General features: G+C 46.4%; 16 protein-coding genes. 9 read left to right on the forward strand and 7 right to left on the reverse strand.

All coding sequences use genetic code 11. The features are described from left to right. From ACTIE6_RS02620 to ACTIE6_RS02650, 7 genes are all read left to right on the forward strand, one after another. Positions 1–705, forward strand: a 705-nt coding sequence (locus ACTIE6_RS02620; protein WP_439555147.1) for a winged helix-turn-helix domain-containing protein, incomplete at its 5' end; no start/stop codon positions are given. Positions 706–978: 273 nt separating this feature from the next. Then, positions 979–1641 carry an ABC transporter ATP-binding protein gene (locus tag ACTIE6_RS02625; protein ID WP_056281229.1) on the forward strand — a complete coding sequence of 221 codons (663 nt, stop codon included), beginning with the start codon at positions 979–981 and terminating at the stop codon, positions 1639–1641. 15 nt (positions 1642–1656) lie between these two features. Beyond that, positions 1657–2967, forward strand: a complete 1311-nt coding sequence (locus ACTIE6_RS02630) for a TolC family protein (protein ID WP_439555148.1) — start codon at positions 1657–1659, stop codon at positions 2965–2967. Positions 2968–3232: 265 nt separating this feature from the next. Beyond that, positions 3233–3886 carry a hypothetical protein gene (locus ACTIE6_RS02635; protein ID WP_439555149.1) on the forward strand — a complete coding sequence of 218 codons (654 nt, stop codon included), beginning with the start codon at positions 3233–3235 and terminating at the stop codon, positions 3884–3886. Between the two features lie 6 nt (positions 3887–3892). Beyond that, a complete protein-coding gene (locus tag ACTIE6_RS02640) occupies positions 3893–4576 on the forward strand; it encodes a hypothetical protein (RefSeq protein ID WP_439555150.1) in 684 nt (227 codons plus the stop codon). 83 nt (positions 4577–4659) lie between these two features. Then, positions 4660–5355, forward strand: coding sequence for a GDSL-type esterase/lipase family protein (locus ACTIE6_RS02645; protein WP_439555151.1), 696 nt, complete (start codon positions 4660–4662; stop codon positions 5353–5355). A gap of 126 nt (positions 5356–5481) precedes the next feature. Then, on the forward strand, positions 5482–6825 hold the full coding sequence (locus ACTIE6_RS02650) for an FGGY-family carbohydrate kinase (RefSeq protein WP_439555152.1): 1344 nt from the start codon (positions 5482–5484) through the stop codon (positions 6823–6825). A 3-nt stretch (positions 6826–6828) separates the two neighbouring features. On the opposite strand, the gene recG is transcribed toward ACTIE6_RS02650, so the two are convergent. Beyond that, the gene (gene recG / locus ACTIE6_RS02655; protein ID WP_439555153.1) at positions 6829–8949 is read right to left on the reverse strand and encodes an ATP-dependent DNA helicase RecG; all 2121 of its coding nucleotides are present in this window, start codon (positions 8947–8949) and stop codon (positions 6829–6831) included. Between the two features lie 186 nt (positions 8950–9135). Here recG and ACTIE6_RS02660 point away from each other — a divergent pair, with 186 nt between their 5' ends. Beyond that, on the forward strand, positions 9136–9636 hold the full coding sequence (locus ACTIE6_RS02660; RefSeq protein ID WP_439555154.1) for a DUF2911 domain-containing protein: 501 nt from the start codon (positions 9136–9138) through the stop codon (positions 9634–9636). 96 nt (positions 9637–9732) lie between these two features. Here ACTIE6_RS02660 and ACTIE6_RS02665 read toward each other — a convergent pair whose 3' ends face one another. The 6 genes from ACTIE6_RS02665 to ACTIE6_RS02690 all read right to left on the reverse strand — a co-directional run bounded on the left by ACTIE6_RS02665 (position 9733) and on the right by ACTIE6_RS02690 (position 13922). Continuing rightward, positions 9733–10029, reverse strand: a complete 297-nt coding sequence (locus tag ACTIE6_RS02665; RefSeq protein ID WP_439555155.1) for a winged helix-turn-helix domain-containing protein — start codon at positions 10027–10029, stop codon at positions 9733–9735. A 20-nt stretch (positions 10030–10049) separates the two neighbouring features. Further along, the gene (locus tag ACTIE6_RS02670) at positions 10050–11165 is read right to left on the reverse strand and encodes a hypothetical protein (RefSeq protein ID WP_439555156.1); all 1116 of its coding nucleotides are present in this window, start codon (positions 11163–11165) and stop codon (positions 10050–10052) included. Positions 11166–11201: 36 nt separating this feature from the next. After that, positions 11202–11576 carry a diacylglycerol kinase family protein gene (locus tag ACTIE6_RS02675; protein WP_439555157.1) on the reverse strand — a complete coding sequence of 125 codons (375 nt, stop codon included), beginning with the start codon at positions 11574–11576 and terminating at the stop codon, positions 11202–11204. Beyond that, the gene (locus ACTIE6_RS02680) at positions 11551–12228 is read right to left on the reverse strand and encodes a DUF1361 domain-containing protein (protein WP_439555158.1); all 678 of its coding nucleotides are present in this window, start codon (positions 12226–12228) and stop codon (positions 11551–11553) included. The genes ACTIE6_RS02675 and ACTIE6_RS02680 overlap by 26 nt, the downstream gene beginning before the upstream one ends. Before the next feature lie 110 nt (positions 12229–12338). Then, complete coding sequence (locus ACTIE6_RS02685; RefSeq protein ID WP_439555159.1) at positions 12339–13247, reverse strand: SMP-30/gluconolactonase/LRE family protein; 909 nt, start codon at positions 13245–13247, stop codon at positions 12339–12341. Between the two features lie 24 nt (positions 13248–13271). After that, the gene (locus ACTIE6_RS02690; protein ID WP_439555160.1) at positions 13272–13922 is read right to left on the reverse strand and encodes a thioredoxin family protein; all 651 of its coding nucleotides are present in this window, start codon (positions 13920–13922) and stop codon (positions 13272–13274) included. A 352-nt stretch (positions 13923–14274) separates the two neighbouring features. Here ACTIE6_RS02690 and ACTIE6_RS02695 point away from each other — a divergent pair. Next, positions 14275–14364 (forward strand): bL21 family ribosomal protein (locus ACTIE6_RS02695; protein WP_439555161.1); only part of this gene is annotated, 90 nt, incomplete at its 3' end.

Genomic DNA, 14364 nt, shown 5'->3' on the forward strand with positions numbered 1-14364 from the left:
GTCAGACAAGTTGATGCAAATACCTTCTCCGTGCGCATTGAAAATCTGGGGAATTATGAAAAGTTACCCGCACTGATGCAGCAATCTTTACAAATCCAGAACATTGACCGCGGGTATAATGTGATGGTTTTTAACTGCGAAACCGGCGAGTTGCAACTCGGTTATAATTTCCAGGATTTGAATCAGAAAGGCGGAGTAGCCTGCGAAGACAGGGCTGACGAAAATGGATGCTTTATTGTGCAGATCAGTTTTGAGGCCCAGCCACAGCTTGCGACAACCCATTCTGATCGCCCTTTTTGGATCCTGCCTTTTGTATGCGGCCTTGCCGGGATTGGCTTGTTTTTCTGGAAGAGGAACCAACAGAAGACGCATTTTACCAAAACAGAAACAACTCCATTGCCTCCCTCCGAACTCCATTTCGGAAATTCGTCACTGAATAGTCAGAACCTCGTACTCCTGTGCGGCAATGTAAAAAACCAGCTTACGTACCGGGAAGCCAAGCTGCTTGGTCTATTTGTAAAAAACAGCAATCAGGTGCTGGAAAGGGACTTTATTCTCAAATCGGTCTGGGAAGATGAAGGGATAATCGTGAGCCGGAGCGTCGATGTTTTTGTATCCCGGCTGCGCAAATTGCTGGCTTCCGATCCGGCTGTCAAAATCACTGCCATTCACGGCGTCGGCTACAAAATGGAAATCCATTCCTGATATTTTGTTCTGAAAACAACCTCCTGGCATCTCCGGGAGCGTGTGTAACCTGCCTATTCCGCAACCGTAGTTTTGTTCGTCCGATACCGTACACATTTGTACGTTTTTGAACGATCAAATGCATTAAATCAATTACATATCACTATATGTGAGCACATTAGCACTTTGGCAAGGCTTTTTAAAATAGCACTGGTATAAGAGACGACGGTTACGGATTTGTTTTTAAAAACGCTTGTCCGTAATTACAACCTGAATCTCAAACCCAACATTTTTATGATTAAGTTAGAAAAGATATCAAAGTACTACCCGGCAGGATTTGGCAAGACTTACGTTTTGCGTCACATTGATTTACACATAAAAGAAGGTGAGTTTGTTTCCATTATGGGCCCGTCAGGTTCTGGAAAATCAACTTTACTGCATATCCTCGGCTTGCTTGAAGAGCCTTCGGAAGGAGAATACCTCTTCCTTGACGAGCCTGTTCAGAAATTATCGGAAAAGAAGCGCACGGAGTTGCACCGCCACCACATTGGTTTCGTGTTCCAGGCTTACCATTTGATCGACGAGCTTACGGTTTATGAAAACATTGAAACGCCGCTTCTGTACAAAGGAACTTCCTCTTCCGAGCGGAAAAGCCGGGTTGCCGAATTGCTGGACAGGTTCAACATGGTGGCTAAAAAAGATCTTTTTCCACATCAGCTATCGGGAGGCCAGCAACAGCTGGTGGGCGTGGCGAGAGCAATTGTTCATAATCCAAAAGTGATTTTCGCCGACGAACCGACAGGTAACCTGCATTCAGAACAGTCTATAGAAATTATGGAGTTATTTCAGAAACTCAATCAGGAAGATAAAGTAACCATTGTACAAGTAACTCATTCAGAAACAAACGCCGGATACGGCAATCGCGTCGTCCGCCTGAAAGACGGCTGGTTAGCCTAACAATACCTATTAGCCATGAAACGTATTTTTTTACTTGTTTGCCTGCTGCCTTTGTTCAGCCAGGCCCAGGATACCCTTAGCCTGGCAGATTGCGTCGATCTGCTGATCAAGAACAACCTGATTTACCAGCAGGGGAACCTGCAATCCGAATCAGCGCAGGCACAGCTGCGGCAAACGAGGTCGCAGATCTTCCCACAGATTTACATTGGCGCCGATCAAAGCTTTAACATGGGCCGGAGCATCGACCAGTATACCAATGCGTATATAGATGAGGTTTATGGTTTGAATGCGATCGGAACCGGCTTTTCAATACCCGTTTTTCAGGGTTTCAAATTACAGAACCAAATCCGCCAGGGTGTGTTGCTGAAAGAATCGGCAATGGAAAACCGGACTGCGGTGCTGAACGCACAAACGATCCTACTAATGCAGGGATACGTAAATGTACTCGCCACCAATGCATTGCTCGACGCGGCAACCCAGCAGGTACTATCTTCTGAACAGCAGGTGGACCGTGTTTCGAAGCAGGTAAATGCAGGTACGGTGGGCGCCAACCTGCTTTACGAGATCAAGGCGCAACTTTCCAATGATAAATTCGCGCAGATCACCGCACTGAACAATTACCGCACTGCCCGGCTTTCGCTTTTTCAGCGGATGAACATCACGCCCGACGATAAAATCCAGTTTGAAATACTCGCTCCCAAGGACACTTTGCAGCGGAAAGAGGATGCGCTTGCGCTTTATGAGAGTGCCCAGCGGATTTTTCCTGAAATAAAAAGTGCAGAGCTGTACAGGGAAAGCTTCAAATATCAAGTCAAGTCTATTAAGGCGGCTAATTATCCATCGCTTAGTTTGAGCGCAAATATGAGAGCGTTTTACGCAACCAGTAACCGTAAACTGGATTACCTGAACCAGCTGAACTCTACCCGAAACGGGTCGTTGATGCTCAGTTTGAACATTCCGATTATGGGACGCTGGGTAACGCGGCCACGTGTAGAGTTCGCCAAAGTTCAGGAGCGGCTTGCGCAGAATACGCTGGATGTAACCAATCAGCAGCTCAGACAAGCGATCGAGCAGGCTGTACTCAATCTGGATGCGCTGGCAGACAAATACGCAGCGGCCCGCGACCAGGTAGAATCGCTCACAGCCAGCTTTGCGGTAGTAGAAAGCAAGCTGAATGCGGGCATTGCCAACAGTTTTGAATATACACTTGCAAAAGCAAACCTGGGAAAAGCCCAGGCCAATGCGATCCAGGCAAAATATGATTTTTTAATGCAGCAAAGGCTGTTACAATATTACAGGCAGGGGAACTGGGAGGGGGTATTTTAAGGGGACTTCGGCCGTCGGCTATCATACTTCGGCTTTCGTTAGATCAGAAAAGCCGACAGCCGTTTGCCGAAAGCCGACCGCCGACAGCTGCTAAAATTCTTGTTAGGTTAAATTTGGTATCGGTAATTTTTAAGAGGTTGTCCTGCTGGGGCGACCTCTTTTTTTGGGTTTTTGTTAAAATAACATAAATACTGTGGTGGTGACTTAAATGCAAGTATATTGCTATCGTTATATTTTTTTGCACTTTACCAAACTACACAACGTCATGAGAAAAATTCTTCTTTTAGGCTTGCTGGGAACATTGTACCTGGCGGGCAATGCACATGCACAATTGCAAAAAGGCACCAGGCATTGGGGCACGACTGTCAGTTTTAGCGGAGATAACGCATTGAATAAAAATTTCAATAAATCCGAGTATAGCCGTAGTCAGTTCACTATAGCGCCTCAGGTCCAGACCGGCTGGTTCTTTGCAGACAACAAAATGTTCGGTTTGAGATTGACTCCACTGTTGTCAACGTCAAAGAATAACACCAGCGGGCAGAATTACAATTACGATTCCAAAACCAACTACCTCTCGTTCTCGCTGTCGCCATTCATCAGGCATTACAAATCGCTAAGTCCGAAATGGGCCATTTTCCTGCATTCAGGTATTGACCTGATGTACACCAGAAATTCATTTTCTGATGAAGAGAGATCCGAAGCCGATAACGGTTACGGTGGCTATGTTTACATCAATCCGGGCATCACCTTCTGGGTAACACCCCGCTTTGTACTGGAGTCTGACCTGAATGTGCTTTCACTACGGGCCGGGTACTCGCAAAGTGAGAGTGAGAAAGGGTTCGGGGTGAATGCGGGTGTTACTTCTTCCATTTCACAATACTTCGGCTTGCGTGCTGCCTGGTATTTACAATCAAAATAATCAGCTATGAAAACGATATTATTTTTCTCTTTCCTTTTGTTGGCAACCTGTCCTGAATGGGCTTACGGTCAGTTTAAAGGTAAAAAGTTCCTCTCAGGCGATGCGCGTATCGGGTTCAATACCACAAATCCGGATCAGGGCAAATCAAATAACAGCTACAATTACAATCTGAACCTGGGCATTGGGAAGTTCAAAACCGAAACCCGTGCTTCCGGCTGGAACCTGAGCACAGCCCTGAACGGAGGCACTTCCTATGTACCCGTGAGTAATGAAACGATCAAGATTGACGGCATTCGCGGTTTCTCGGTGGGTGCCGGACATTTTTGGGAGTTTTACAAGCATTTCAATGCCAATTTCGGAATTTTCGGAGGTCCGTTCGTGAATGCAGATTACCAATACAAAAAAGAAACAAGGTTTAACGGAACAGAAAGTTTCGAAGATAAGACGCAGGCCGTCGTCGCATCACTTGGACTGAGTGCAGGGGCATACTACAAATTGAATGAACGCTGGTGGCTGACCGCGTCACTCGCGTTTTCGCAAACTTTTGGCGCTTCCTACACCTTCGTGAATACAACCGCTATTACCGGCGACCCGCTCGAGGCCAGCTCCCAGGCGATCAGCTACGGGTTTTCGCCGGGAATCACATTCCCGAGTGTGGGCCTGGGCCTGCGTTATTTTCTGCGGGATTGATCGGGTGATCACTTAAAATATCGCCGATATACATTAAAAATGCAGTGGATGTGCCTTTTTTGGGCATATCCACTTTTGTTATAATGAAAAAACAATCACTGTTCCTCCTGCTCCTGGCATTTTCAGCCTGTCAAAAACCTAATTACAATAACCTCGGTGCGCCCTGGGAGCCTGATTACAAGGTGGATAGATCCGAAAGTGCTATTTTAAACTTTGAAAAAAAGGACGCCGAAAAAATGCCTGCCCCCGGCGGAATCGTGTTTACAGGCAGCTCTTCATTTACAAAATGGCAATCTGCCGCACAGGACCTGGCACCGCTCCCGATCATCAACCGCGGATTTGGCGGCTCTACATTGCCGGAAGTAATCCATTATGCGGATCGTACCATTACCAAATACAAGCCGAAAACTGTAGTGATATATTGTGAGAATGATATGTTCGGCAAAAAGAAGAAAACACCCGAGCAGGTGCGTGACGCTTATGTAACACTCACAAAGACCATCCGCGACAAACAGCCTGACGTACTTATTTATGGCGTATCGCTGAAACCTTCTCCCTCGCGCTGGGACAGAAGAGAGGATGTTATCAAAGCAAACAAGCTGATTCAGGATTTTATCAAATCTGACAAGAACCACAAATACATTGATGTGTGGCCGGTAATGCTGAAAGATGGCCGTCCCGACGGAAGCATTTTCCTGAGCGACAGTCTGCACATGAATGAAGAAGGCTACCGCAGGTGGACCCGGGTTTTTAGACCAATTCTTGAAAAAACATCCTGATTACGTGAAATTGGGCCAATTAACAAGATTTTACAAACAAAGAATAAGGGTATAGGTTTTAACGTAAAGTCACTATATTAACCGAAAAAATACATTTCCGGGTAACAAGTGATACAACATTAGCTAATGAAAGTAACAGCGGTTTTTGACATTGGAAGGACTAATAAAAAGTACGTGCTCTTCAATGAAAAGTACGAGATCGTTAAAGAATTCTCCGAATCGTTGCCGGAGACGACCGACGAGGACGGGTTTCCTACCGAAGACATCGAGCTGCTGACAAAATGGGTGCAAGACCGATGGAATGAGCTGCTGGCAAATCCCGAATACGATATCAAGGCTGTTAATGTAGCTGCATACGGGGCGAGCCTCGTTCACCTTGACGCTGCCAACAAGCCACTTACCCCACTATACTCTTACCTAAAACCATTTCCTGAGGACCTGCTAAGGCAGTTTTACAGCACCTACGGTGATCCGACGAGGATTTCCCTGCAAACGGGTTCACCTGCAATGGGCATGCTGAATTCAGGAATGCAGATGTATTGGCTTAAACATACCAAACCTGAGATTTACAAGCAGATAGCTACTACGCTGCACCTGCCTCAATATATCCTGTACCTGCTTACTGGTCGCAAAGTGAGCGATTATACGTCGCTGGGCTGCCATACTGCGCTTTGGAGCTTTGAAATGTGGGATTATCACGAGTGGGTGAAGGAAGAAGGCATTCACAAAAAGCTTGCTCCGGTACTCGCTTCATCGTCTTTCATTTACCGTCACGGTGACAAAGGTGTACAATCCGGATTTGGTCTGCACGACAGTTCCTCCGCATTGATCCCTTACAGAATGGCCGTCAAAAAACCATTTGTGCTGCTATCAACAGGTACCTGGTGCATTAATTTCAACTCTTTTGCATCCAAGCCGCTTACCTCCTATCAGTTGGAACGCGATTGCATGAATTACCTGACGCCGGAAGGCAGCGGGGTTACCGCATCGCGGTTGTTCCTGGGCCGTGAGCACGATTTTCAGGTAGCGCGCATTGCCGATTATTTCAGGGTTGATGGTGATTTTTACAAAAAAGTCACATTTAACGAAGCATATCTCACACTTGATACTCCGAAATTCTATACCGCCTGCATGACAGGAAATGGTCCGTTCCCTGAACCGAATACGCAGGAGTGGCAGGTAAGTGCATTTGCTTCTGCCGAAATCGCCTATCACCACCTGATTAAAGGATTAACTGAACTGTTGTTTGTTTCGTTGGATCTGGTTGGAGTAAATGATGTGCAGGCGATATATATCGACGGAGGTTTTGCGAGAAATGAAATTTTCACCAAACTCATAGCGCGGCACTATACTAACCATAAAGTATACGCGACAGACCTGCCTTACGCAACTTCGCTCGGAGCTGCCCTGCACGTGACGCGTCCGCAAACATTTGACTTTATAGAAGAAATAAGGGAAATAGTACTTTGATCGTTAGCTGATCCGGCTCCAGTTGGTTTCCTCTTTCCGAAGATTTGCCAAATGCAGCCGGATCGGCTGATTGACAGCTTCCACCAGGTCCGGATCTTTTTCCAGGATCTCCTCCGCAGACTGCCGCGCGGCTTTCAATATCTCACCATCCTGGGCGAGGTTCGCCACCAGCAAATCTACAAGCCCGCTCTGCTGCGTTCCCGAGATATCTCCGGGTCCCCGAAGTTGCAAATCCACTTCCGCAATTTCGAAACCGTCATTGGTGCGGCACATTGTTTCAATCCGCAGCTTGGTATCTTTTGAAATTTTATAATCCGTGATCAGAATGCAATAGGATTGTTCGGCACCGCGTCCTACCCTGCCACGAAGCTGGTGCAATTGGGACAAGCCGAAACGCTCCGCATTTTCAATCACCATAACCGACGCATTCGGCACATTCACCCCGACTTCTATCACCGTAGTTGCGACCATGATTTTCGTCTCGTTCCGGACAAAACGTCCCATCTCGAAGTCCTTGTCCGCCGCCTTCATTTTTCCGTGCAGAATACTTAGCGGCACATCCGGGAAAGCACGCGAAACACTTTCGTAACCATCCATTAAATCTTTCAGGTCCATTTTCTCAGACTCTTCGATCAGCGGATAAACCATATAGACCTGCCTGCCTTTTGCAATTTCATCTTTCAAAAACCCGAAAACAGAAAGCCTGTGGGCGTCGTAGCGATGTACGGTTTTAATGGGCTTCCGACCGGCAGGAAGTTCATTTATCGCTGAAATATCAAGATCACCGTAAAGCGTCATAGCCAGCGTACGCGGAATGGGAGTGGCGGTCATAACCAACATATGCGGGTTAATTCGGCTGTTTTTGGCCCACAATTTGGCCCGCTGCGCAACCCCAAACCGATGCTGCTCATCGATAATGCAAAGTCCCAGGTTCCTGAACTGTACAATATCTTCAATCAAGGCGTGTGTACCGACGATGATCTGCATCGTACCGTCGAGCAGTTGTTTGTGTATGATTTCGCGTTCCTTTTTCTTTGTAGAACCCGTCAGCTTGCCGATGTTCACCCCCAGCAGATCGGCAAACTTTTTCAAACCCTGGTAATGCTGGTCTGCCAAAATCTCCGTCGGCGCCATCAGGCAGGCTTGCGCCTCGTTATCCAATGCGAAAAGCATACTGATAAATGCCACAATCGTTTTGCCCGAACCTACATCGCCCTGTAAAAGCCGGTTCATTTGCTTTCCGGTATTCAGGTCTTCCCGGATTTCATGCAAAACCCTGATTTGTGCATTGGTAAGCTGGAAAGGAAGAAAATGCTCGTAAAATTCTTTGACTAAATGCGTCTTTGAAAAGACCAGTCCGGGATATTCTGTTTTATGTAAAAGCTTGTTCTTGATCAGCCGGAACTGATTATAAAACAACTCTTCGAACTTTAACCTGCGCTGCGCCTGATGCAGTGACTTCTGGCTATCGGGCAAATGAAAATGCCAGAGCGCGTCCGCCTTTGAGATAAGCCTGTATTTCTGAGTAAGTGTTTCCGGCAGTGTTTCCCTGATGTGCGACCGGGATATTTCGAGCAGGCTGCGCATCATTTTGCTGATCGCTCTGCTATCGACAAACTTCCTCCTCAGCTTTTCAGTCAGCGGATAGATCGGCTGCCAAAACCCGCCCCGTTCATTCTCCTGGGTGAGCATCTCAATGTCAGGATGCGTAATGTTCCACCTTCCGCCAAAAAGTACAGGCTTTCCATAGACAATGTATTCGGCATTGGGACGCAGGCTTTTTTCATACCAGTTAATGCTCTGGAACCACACCAGCTCCATCACGCCGGTACCATCTGAAAAGTAAGCTACCAACCGCTTTTTGCCACCCTCACCTACCGTCGTCATTTCCCGCAGTCTGCCTTTGATTTGCGCAGCGGGCATTTGCTCGTTCAGACTTGATATCTGGTGAAAAACAGTGCGGTCTTCGTGGCGGAAGGGATAATGCTGGATCAGGTCGCCAAATGTAAAAATGCTCAGTTCCTGATTGAGCAAAGCTGCCTTTTGTGGCCCTACTCCTCTCAGGAATTCGATTTTAGTATCGAAAAAGCGTGTTCTTACAGATGGATTTGTATCAAATGTCATTGTTCAAATATAGTGTGAAATCGCTAAAACCATTGTTTTTGGTTTGCCGATATGTTAATCAACGTTAATGTGGCCGCGTATCGCTGCGATTGGTGCGAAGCCACTTGATTAACAACTTTTGAATGCATTACTTCGTGAAATTTAAGTTTCCCAATCACCTATTTTGTTTAACTAATTTTCGTTTTTATGAAAAAATCAATTTTAGCGCTTTTCTTCTCCCTGGTTGCATTCACATGGGCTTCCGCACAAAGCCCGCGCGTAACAGCCGAAGGCAAAAATATCAGCGTTGCGTATGGACAACCATCTAAAAAAGGACGTGTGCTATTTGGAAAAGAAGGTAGCGAAAGCCTTGAAAAATATGATAAAGTGTGGAGAACCGGTGCCAATGCATCTACTGAAATTACCTTCAAAAAAGACGGTAAATTCGCCGGAAAAGATGTAAAAGCCGGCACTTACAGCTTGTTCACAATCCCTGGCGAGAAGCAATGGACAGTGATTTTGAACAGCGTACTTGGCCAGTCAGGTGCTTATGAATATGAGAAAAACAAAGAAAAAGACGTCTTGAAAGTCTCAGTACCTGCCAAAAAATACCCAACATCGGCCGAAAAGCTGACCTTTACTGTAACAGACAAATCTGTCGATTTCCAGTGGGACAAAGAAGGGTTTTCAGTACCTGTGAAATTCTGATAAGTTAATAACAAACAAAAAACCGGAAGTTGGCTGAGCCAGCTTCCGGTTTTTTGTTTGTCCCTTCCTCCTTCCTCCCTTTCCTCCATCCTCCCTCTACAAATTCGACTTAATCATATTTTCCAGTACCTGCAAATGCCCGGTGAACTCTTTGTGACCCAGTTCAGTGGCTTTGTAGGTTGTTAGAGGTTTCCTGCCGGCGAACTGTTTTTGAACTTCAACATATTTGATTTCCTCCAAAGCTTTCAAATGCGACGCCAAATTTCCGTCTGTCAGTTGCAGAAGCTCTTTCAGCTCGTTAAAGCTAACAGCATCATTCACCACCAGCACTGACATTAACCCCAGCCTGATCTTACTTTCAAATACCTTATTGAATTTCTCTAACCATTCCATTTTGTTCGCCTCCCATCAAATTACTCTACAATGGGTTGCATAAAGCGCATCGCATCGCGATTTCTTACCCAAACTGCCTCATCACGCAGGTTATTGGCCCTGCCTGTGAAACCGGCGGAAACTAGACCTGTTCCAACCGAAACCCAAAAAAATGTCCGAAGGTTGTCCCGGTTACCTGAAATCAGGGAAATAATGGAGCCCGCTGAACCTGCAACCGAAATAACCAGACCGATAGTTCGTGTACGCCGCGATCTCATATAAAGATCAAGTCCGCGTGTCGACACTAAAAACTCCCTTTTTAATGTACGCTGCCCCGAATAAACAACATTATCCTTGACGTAGCTATTGGCGCCCCGCAAATAGATCGCCTCCTTGTCATACCATTTAATTGCTTGCCTGATGGTACTATCCGGCGCCACCTGCGCATTGCTTTTGGCAGAAAATAGCAGCATTAACACCACAATCAGGCCTTTTACAGCTGCATTGCCGCCTTTGCTTTTGTCACGGTCGTACCGATTGTGCATCGTCAGTCCGTAAATAATATGAAGTACCCCAAACCCGAAAGCCCAGAAAAGCAGTGAATAACCCGTCATGAACAGCGCAATGCAGCCGATTGCAATTTCAAGCATTCCCAGGTAGAAAAGCTCCGGGTAAGTAAACCTGCTCGCATTTACCAAAGCCAGTCCGTAAAAAAGCAATGTAGCCGGAAAAACCAGCCAGATAAAGCTGTAATGCAGCATCGCCAGGCAAAATACGCCGCCGGTACCGAGCGGGATCAGCATGCTTACCAGCAAGCGGCGGGAGCTGCTGTTCCAGACTGTCAAACCCTTTTTTCTTCCCTTACGCACAGTCAGCAGGATACCTACTGCGAGCGAAAGGATCAAAACCAGAAGTCCATCGACAAACAAAAAACCGATCAGCGGCTTTCCGGAAGGCCCGTGGTAAGCGCCGAAGGGACTCAGGATTTCTTCAAACCAATCTGTTTTATATCTCAAATAAGCCGCAGCAGCGCCAATCAATGCAAACAAGCCCGCGAATACGCCGCTTAGCCCGCTCAGAGAAAGGAACTTTGACGAACGCTCCATTAAATCGCGGATCTCGGTCAGCGTGTGCAGGGAATCCTGGTTGGAGTTCATAAATATTTATACATTAATTAATGCGGGTTGGACAAGTCAGAGCAATACAAGGAGTTTTGGGAAAAATATAATTGCGCCCACGATCACAGCAGAAATAGCGAGGATCAGCACACCGGCAGCCGCAGTATCTTTCACTACTTTGATCACCGGGTGATAACCGGGAGAAACAAGATCAGCCAGTTTTTCTAGTGCCGTATTAAATGCCTCCGCAGACCAAACAAGGGCTATCTGAATTACAAGGATCATCCATTCCGTGGCTGAAATCTGAAATCCCACTCCGGCAGCAACTACGGCGAGACAGGCGATCAAATGGATTCTGGCATTGTTCTCGTACCGGAATAAGTTGAAGATCCCGACACCGGCGAAGGTAAAACTGCGCAGTGCCTTACGGATATCGATGGGTCCCTTCATTTTGTTTTAGTTCTGCGAAAATGTGGAATGCAAAGTACAATAACATCAGCACGAACGAAAACGTGATGGTGTGTTTTATGGCCAACGGATTTTGCATACTATGGAAAATACCTCTTAGCAAAGACACCGGTTTTGTCAGAATATCCCAGCTGTTCCAGCGACCATAGCGACCCAGAAATACACCAAATCCGCTCAGTATCATTGAAAAAAGGATCACCATCCAGGCCAGCGCCTCATTCCAGCGTGCACTGATAATCCGATGTACGATCCGGATACTGTAAAGTCCTGCCAAAAATCCCGCTACCGAGAAAGTAAAGATCATCAGCGAATCGTACCAGATGATATTATCACCGATTCCGCGCAGATGTTTCAGGTCCGTGATAATGTAAGGCGCATTAGGGAAGAACAGCAGCCAAATGAGAAGGTAGCACATCAGCAGACCAAAAGGCGCGCGGCGCTTCGCTTCCATTTCGTCTACCCATTTGATAAAAATCAATGGTACCCAGGCCAGAAACAGGTTCCATGCAAGGAAGACAAAATCCCAGTCGTGCAGTAAAATCCTGAATAACAACAAGCTCATCGCCGCAGCCGACACGAATGCGATTAATGCAATTTTCTGGTTACGCTGTAAATAGCCTGCTAGAATTTCCATTATCATAATTTTTGATGATAAAATGAAAAGTACTTTGAGATGCAAAGTAAAATACAAAATGTCAGCTGATCATCATGATCATGGATTTTTAATGAAAAACTAAGGAGTTGCTATTTGTTGTTTTTGGCAAATGCTTTCATCATCGCCCATTCCCGGCCCGCAGTGGGCGCTTTGAAGGTTTCGAGGCAGCCGCGGTCCTGCAAGGTAATGTAGCAGGTTTTTCCATTCTTTCCGCCAAAGCAGATGTTAGAGACCTTTTTGCCGATCGTAGTAACTGTGTGAATGATCTTTCCTTCCGGCGAGAGGACCGCGACCTCGCCTTTTCCATGGCGCGTAATGTAAAGATTCCCGTTCACGTCGCAGCGCATTCCGTCCATTCCCCCATCTTCAAAATGGTACAGCAGCTTTTTGTTGCTCAAAGTACCGTCTGCCGCCAGGTCAAAGACCCAAACGTTACGCTGTACACTTTCATTGACGTACAGCTTCTTCTCGTCGGGACTTACATCAATTCCGTTGGTAGTACCCATATTTTCAGCCGCCAGCTTCACTTTACCCTCGGGAGAAACATGCCAGATTTGACCTGTACCTTCTTTCCAGTTCGGATCCGAACAAAAGATATGTCCAGCCGCAGTAATCGCAAGATCATTTGGCTGGTTCATTTTGGGTTCATTGGCAAACACGGAAATATTCTTCGTGATCAGGTCCACTTTCAGGATGTTGTGCCCGGTGAAGTCTGCTACGTAGAATGTGTTCTTATCTCCAAACCGAATTCCATTCCCGGTACTACCTTTTGGCAAAGTCACAAAAAAGCTTGCATTGCCTTTCCCGTTCATGATCGCGATTGTACCGTCGCGTGCGAAGTTTACGGCATATACATTACCCTCATCGTCCACCGCCGGACCTTCGCAATTGCTGGTAAACTCCCCTTCGCTCGAAAATTTCTTGCTTTTCGTCTGGGCAAATGCAACTTGAACAACTAATAAAAGAATGGTCGCGAGCACAGGGAAACGTTTATTCATCGGGATAAATGCAATACGGTTATACTAGTTTTTCCACTTGATCGGACAACCTACGGGCTTGGTGATGGTAGTTACCACCGGTTTCCCGCCAAGCAGGTTATTCACGGCGTCTTCAACATACAGCTTGGTAACCCCGCCCGGATCCTGCGGATTGTCGTCGATCATGCCAATATAGCGTACAATAAACTTGGAACCGCTTTTTTGCACCACAAAAACCTGCGGTGTCCGCCCCGCGCCAAAAGCTTTGGATACCTGCTGGCCCTGGTCTGCCAAATAGGGATAACCGTAGTTCTTGCTCAGTGCCCGCTCTTTCATTTTTTCAAAAGTATCATCAGGATGCGTGCCCGGATCACTCGGATTAATTGCTACCACAGGAAATCCCTGACCTGAGAACTTGCTGTTCAGCGCAATAATGCGGTCTTCGTAAGCTTTTGCAAATGGGCAATGATTGCTTGTAAATACGACGATCAGACCTTTTGCATTACCATAATCATTCAGGGACACCGTGTTTCCGTTCGTGTTTTTGAGCTGAAAACCTGCTACCGCATCGCCGATCTGGTACCCGCCCTGGCCTTGCTCAAAGACAGCCGCTTCCCGCTCCCGCCTATCTTCGCCGTGAGATGAGAACGACAATCCCGCACATAGCACCAGGGAAACCCATAAACCAATTTTCATAATGTCGAATTTAAATGCATTCTCTATTGAGACGGAATTCCCGTGAAAAAGTAACAATCAGCACTGTTAATTTTTGTTAAAGATTTACAAGTACCACAGAAACAAAACGTTCAGGTGACAGGCAATCTTATAAAAGCCTTTTTGCAGGCGCATTCAGGGAGCTGCTTTGCTGCCTGCTGCACAGGTAAATGTAACAAAAGACAACCAATACAGCGGTTTCCCTATTCAACGAACAAATAATATACGCAGGCACCCCTATCCGGGCTCAATAATATTGCTAAAAGATTGTCATTCTGTGTTTAGCTGTTTATCTTTGCACCTCATTTTGAAACAGCTTACTTAATTTATTAACATGTACGCAATCGTAGAAATCGCAGGTCAGCAATTTAAAGTTGAAAAGGGTCGCGAAATCTTCACGCATAGGCTTGAAGGTGACGTGAAC

This window comes from Dyadobacter sp. (assembly GCF_051859145.1).
Taxonomy (GTDB): Bacteria; Bacteroidota; Bacteroidia; order Cytophagales; family Spirosomataceae; genus Dyadobacter.

Excerpts from the sequence above, each read along its gene's own strand:
- ACTIE6_RS02690 (WP_439555160.1), bottom strand. The coding sequence starts at position 13,922 with ATGAAAATTGGTTTATGGGTTTCCCTGGTGCTATGTGCGGGATTGTCG.
- ACTIE6_RS02630 (WP_439555148.1), top strand. The coding sequence starts at position 1,657 with ATGAAACGTATTTTTTTACTTGTTTGCCTGCTGCCTTTGTTCAGCCAG.
- ACTIE6_RS02675 (WP_439555157.1), bottom strand. The coding sequence starts at position 11,576 with ATGAAGGGACCCATCGATATCCGTAAGGCACTGCGCAGTTTTACCTTC.
- ACTIE6_RS02645 (WP_439555151.1), top strand. The coding sequence starts at position 4,660 with ATGAAAAAACAATCACTGTTCCTCCTGCTCCTGGCATTTTCAGCCTGT.
- recG (WP_439555153.1), bottom strand. The coding sequence starts at position 8,949 with ATGACATTTGATACAAATCCATCTGTAAGAACACGCTTTTTCGATACT.
- ACTIE6_RS02680 (WP_439555158.1), bottom strand. The coding sequence starts at position 12,228 with ATGGAAATTCTAGCAGGCTATTTACAGCGTAACCAGAAAATTGCATTA.
- ACTIE6_RS02650 (WP_439555152.1), top strand. The coding sequence starts at position 5,482 with ATGAAAGTAACAGCGGTTTTTGACATTGGAAGGACTAATAAAAAGTAC.
- ACTIE6_RS02670 (WP_439555156.1), bottom strand. The coding sequence starts at position 11,165 with ATGAACTCCAACCAGGATTCCCTGCACACGCTGACCGAGATCCGCGAT.
- ACTIE6_RS02625 (WP_056281229.1), top strand. The coding sequence starts at position 979 with ATGATTAAGTTAGAAAAGATATCAAAGTACTACCCGGCAGGATTTGGC.
- ACTIE6_RS02640 (WP_439555150.1), top strand. The coding sequence starts at position 3,893 with ATGAAAACGATATTATTTTTCTCTTTCCTTTTGTTGGCAACCTGTCCT.
- ACTIE6_RS02685 (WP_439555159.1), bottom strand. The coding sequence starts at position 13,247 with ATGAATAAACGTTTCCCTGTGCTCGCGACCATTCTTTTATTAGTTGTT.
- ACTIE6_RS02665 (WP_439555155.1), bottom strand. The coding sequence starts at position 10,029 with ATGGAATGGTTAGAGAAATTCAATAAGGTATTTGAAAGTAAGATCAGG.
- ACTIE6_RS02660 (WP_439555154.1), top strand. The coding sequence starts at position 9,136 with ATGAAAAAATCAATTTTAGCGCTTTTCTTCTCCCTGGTTGCATTCACA.
- ACTIE6_RS02635 (WP_439555149.1), top strand. The coding sequence starts at position 3,233 with ATGAGAAAAATTCTTCTTTTAGGCTTGCTGGGAACATTGTACCTGGCG.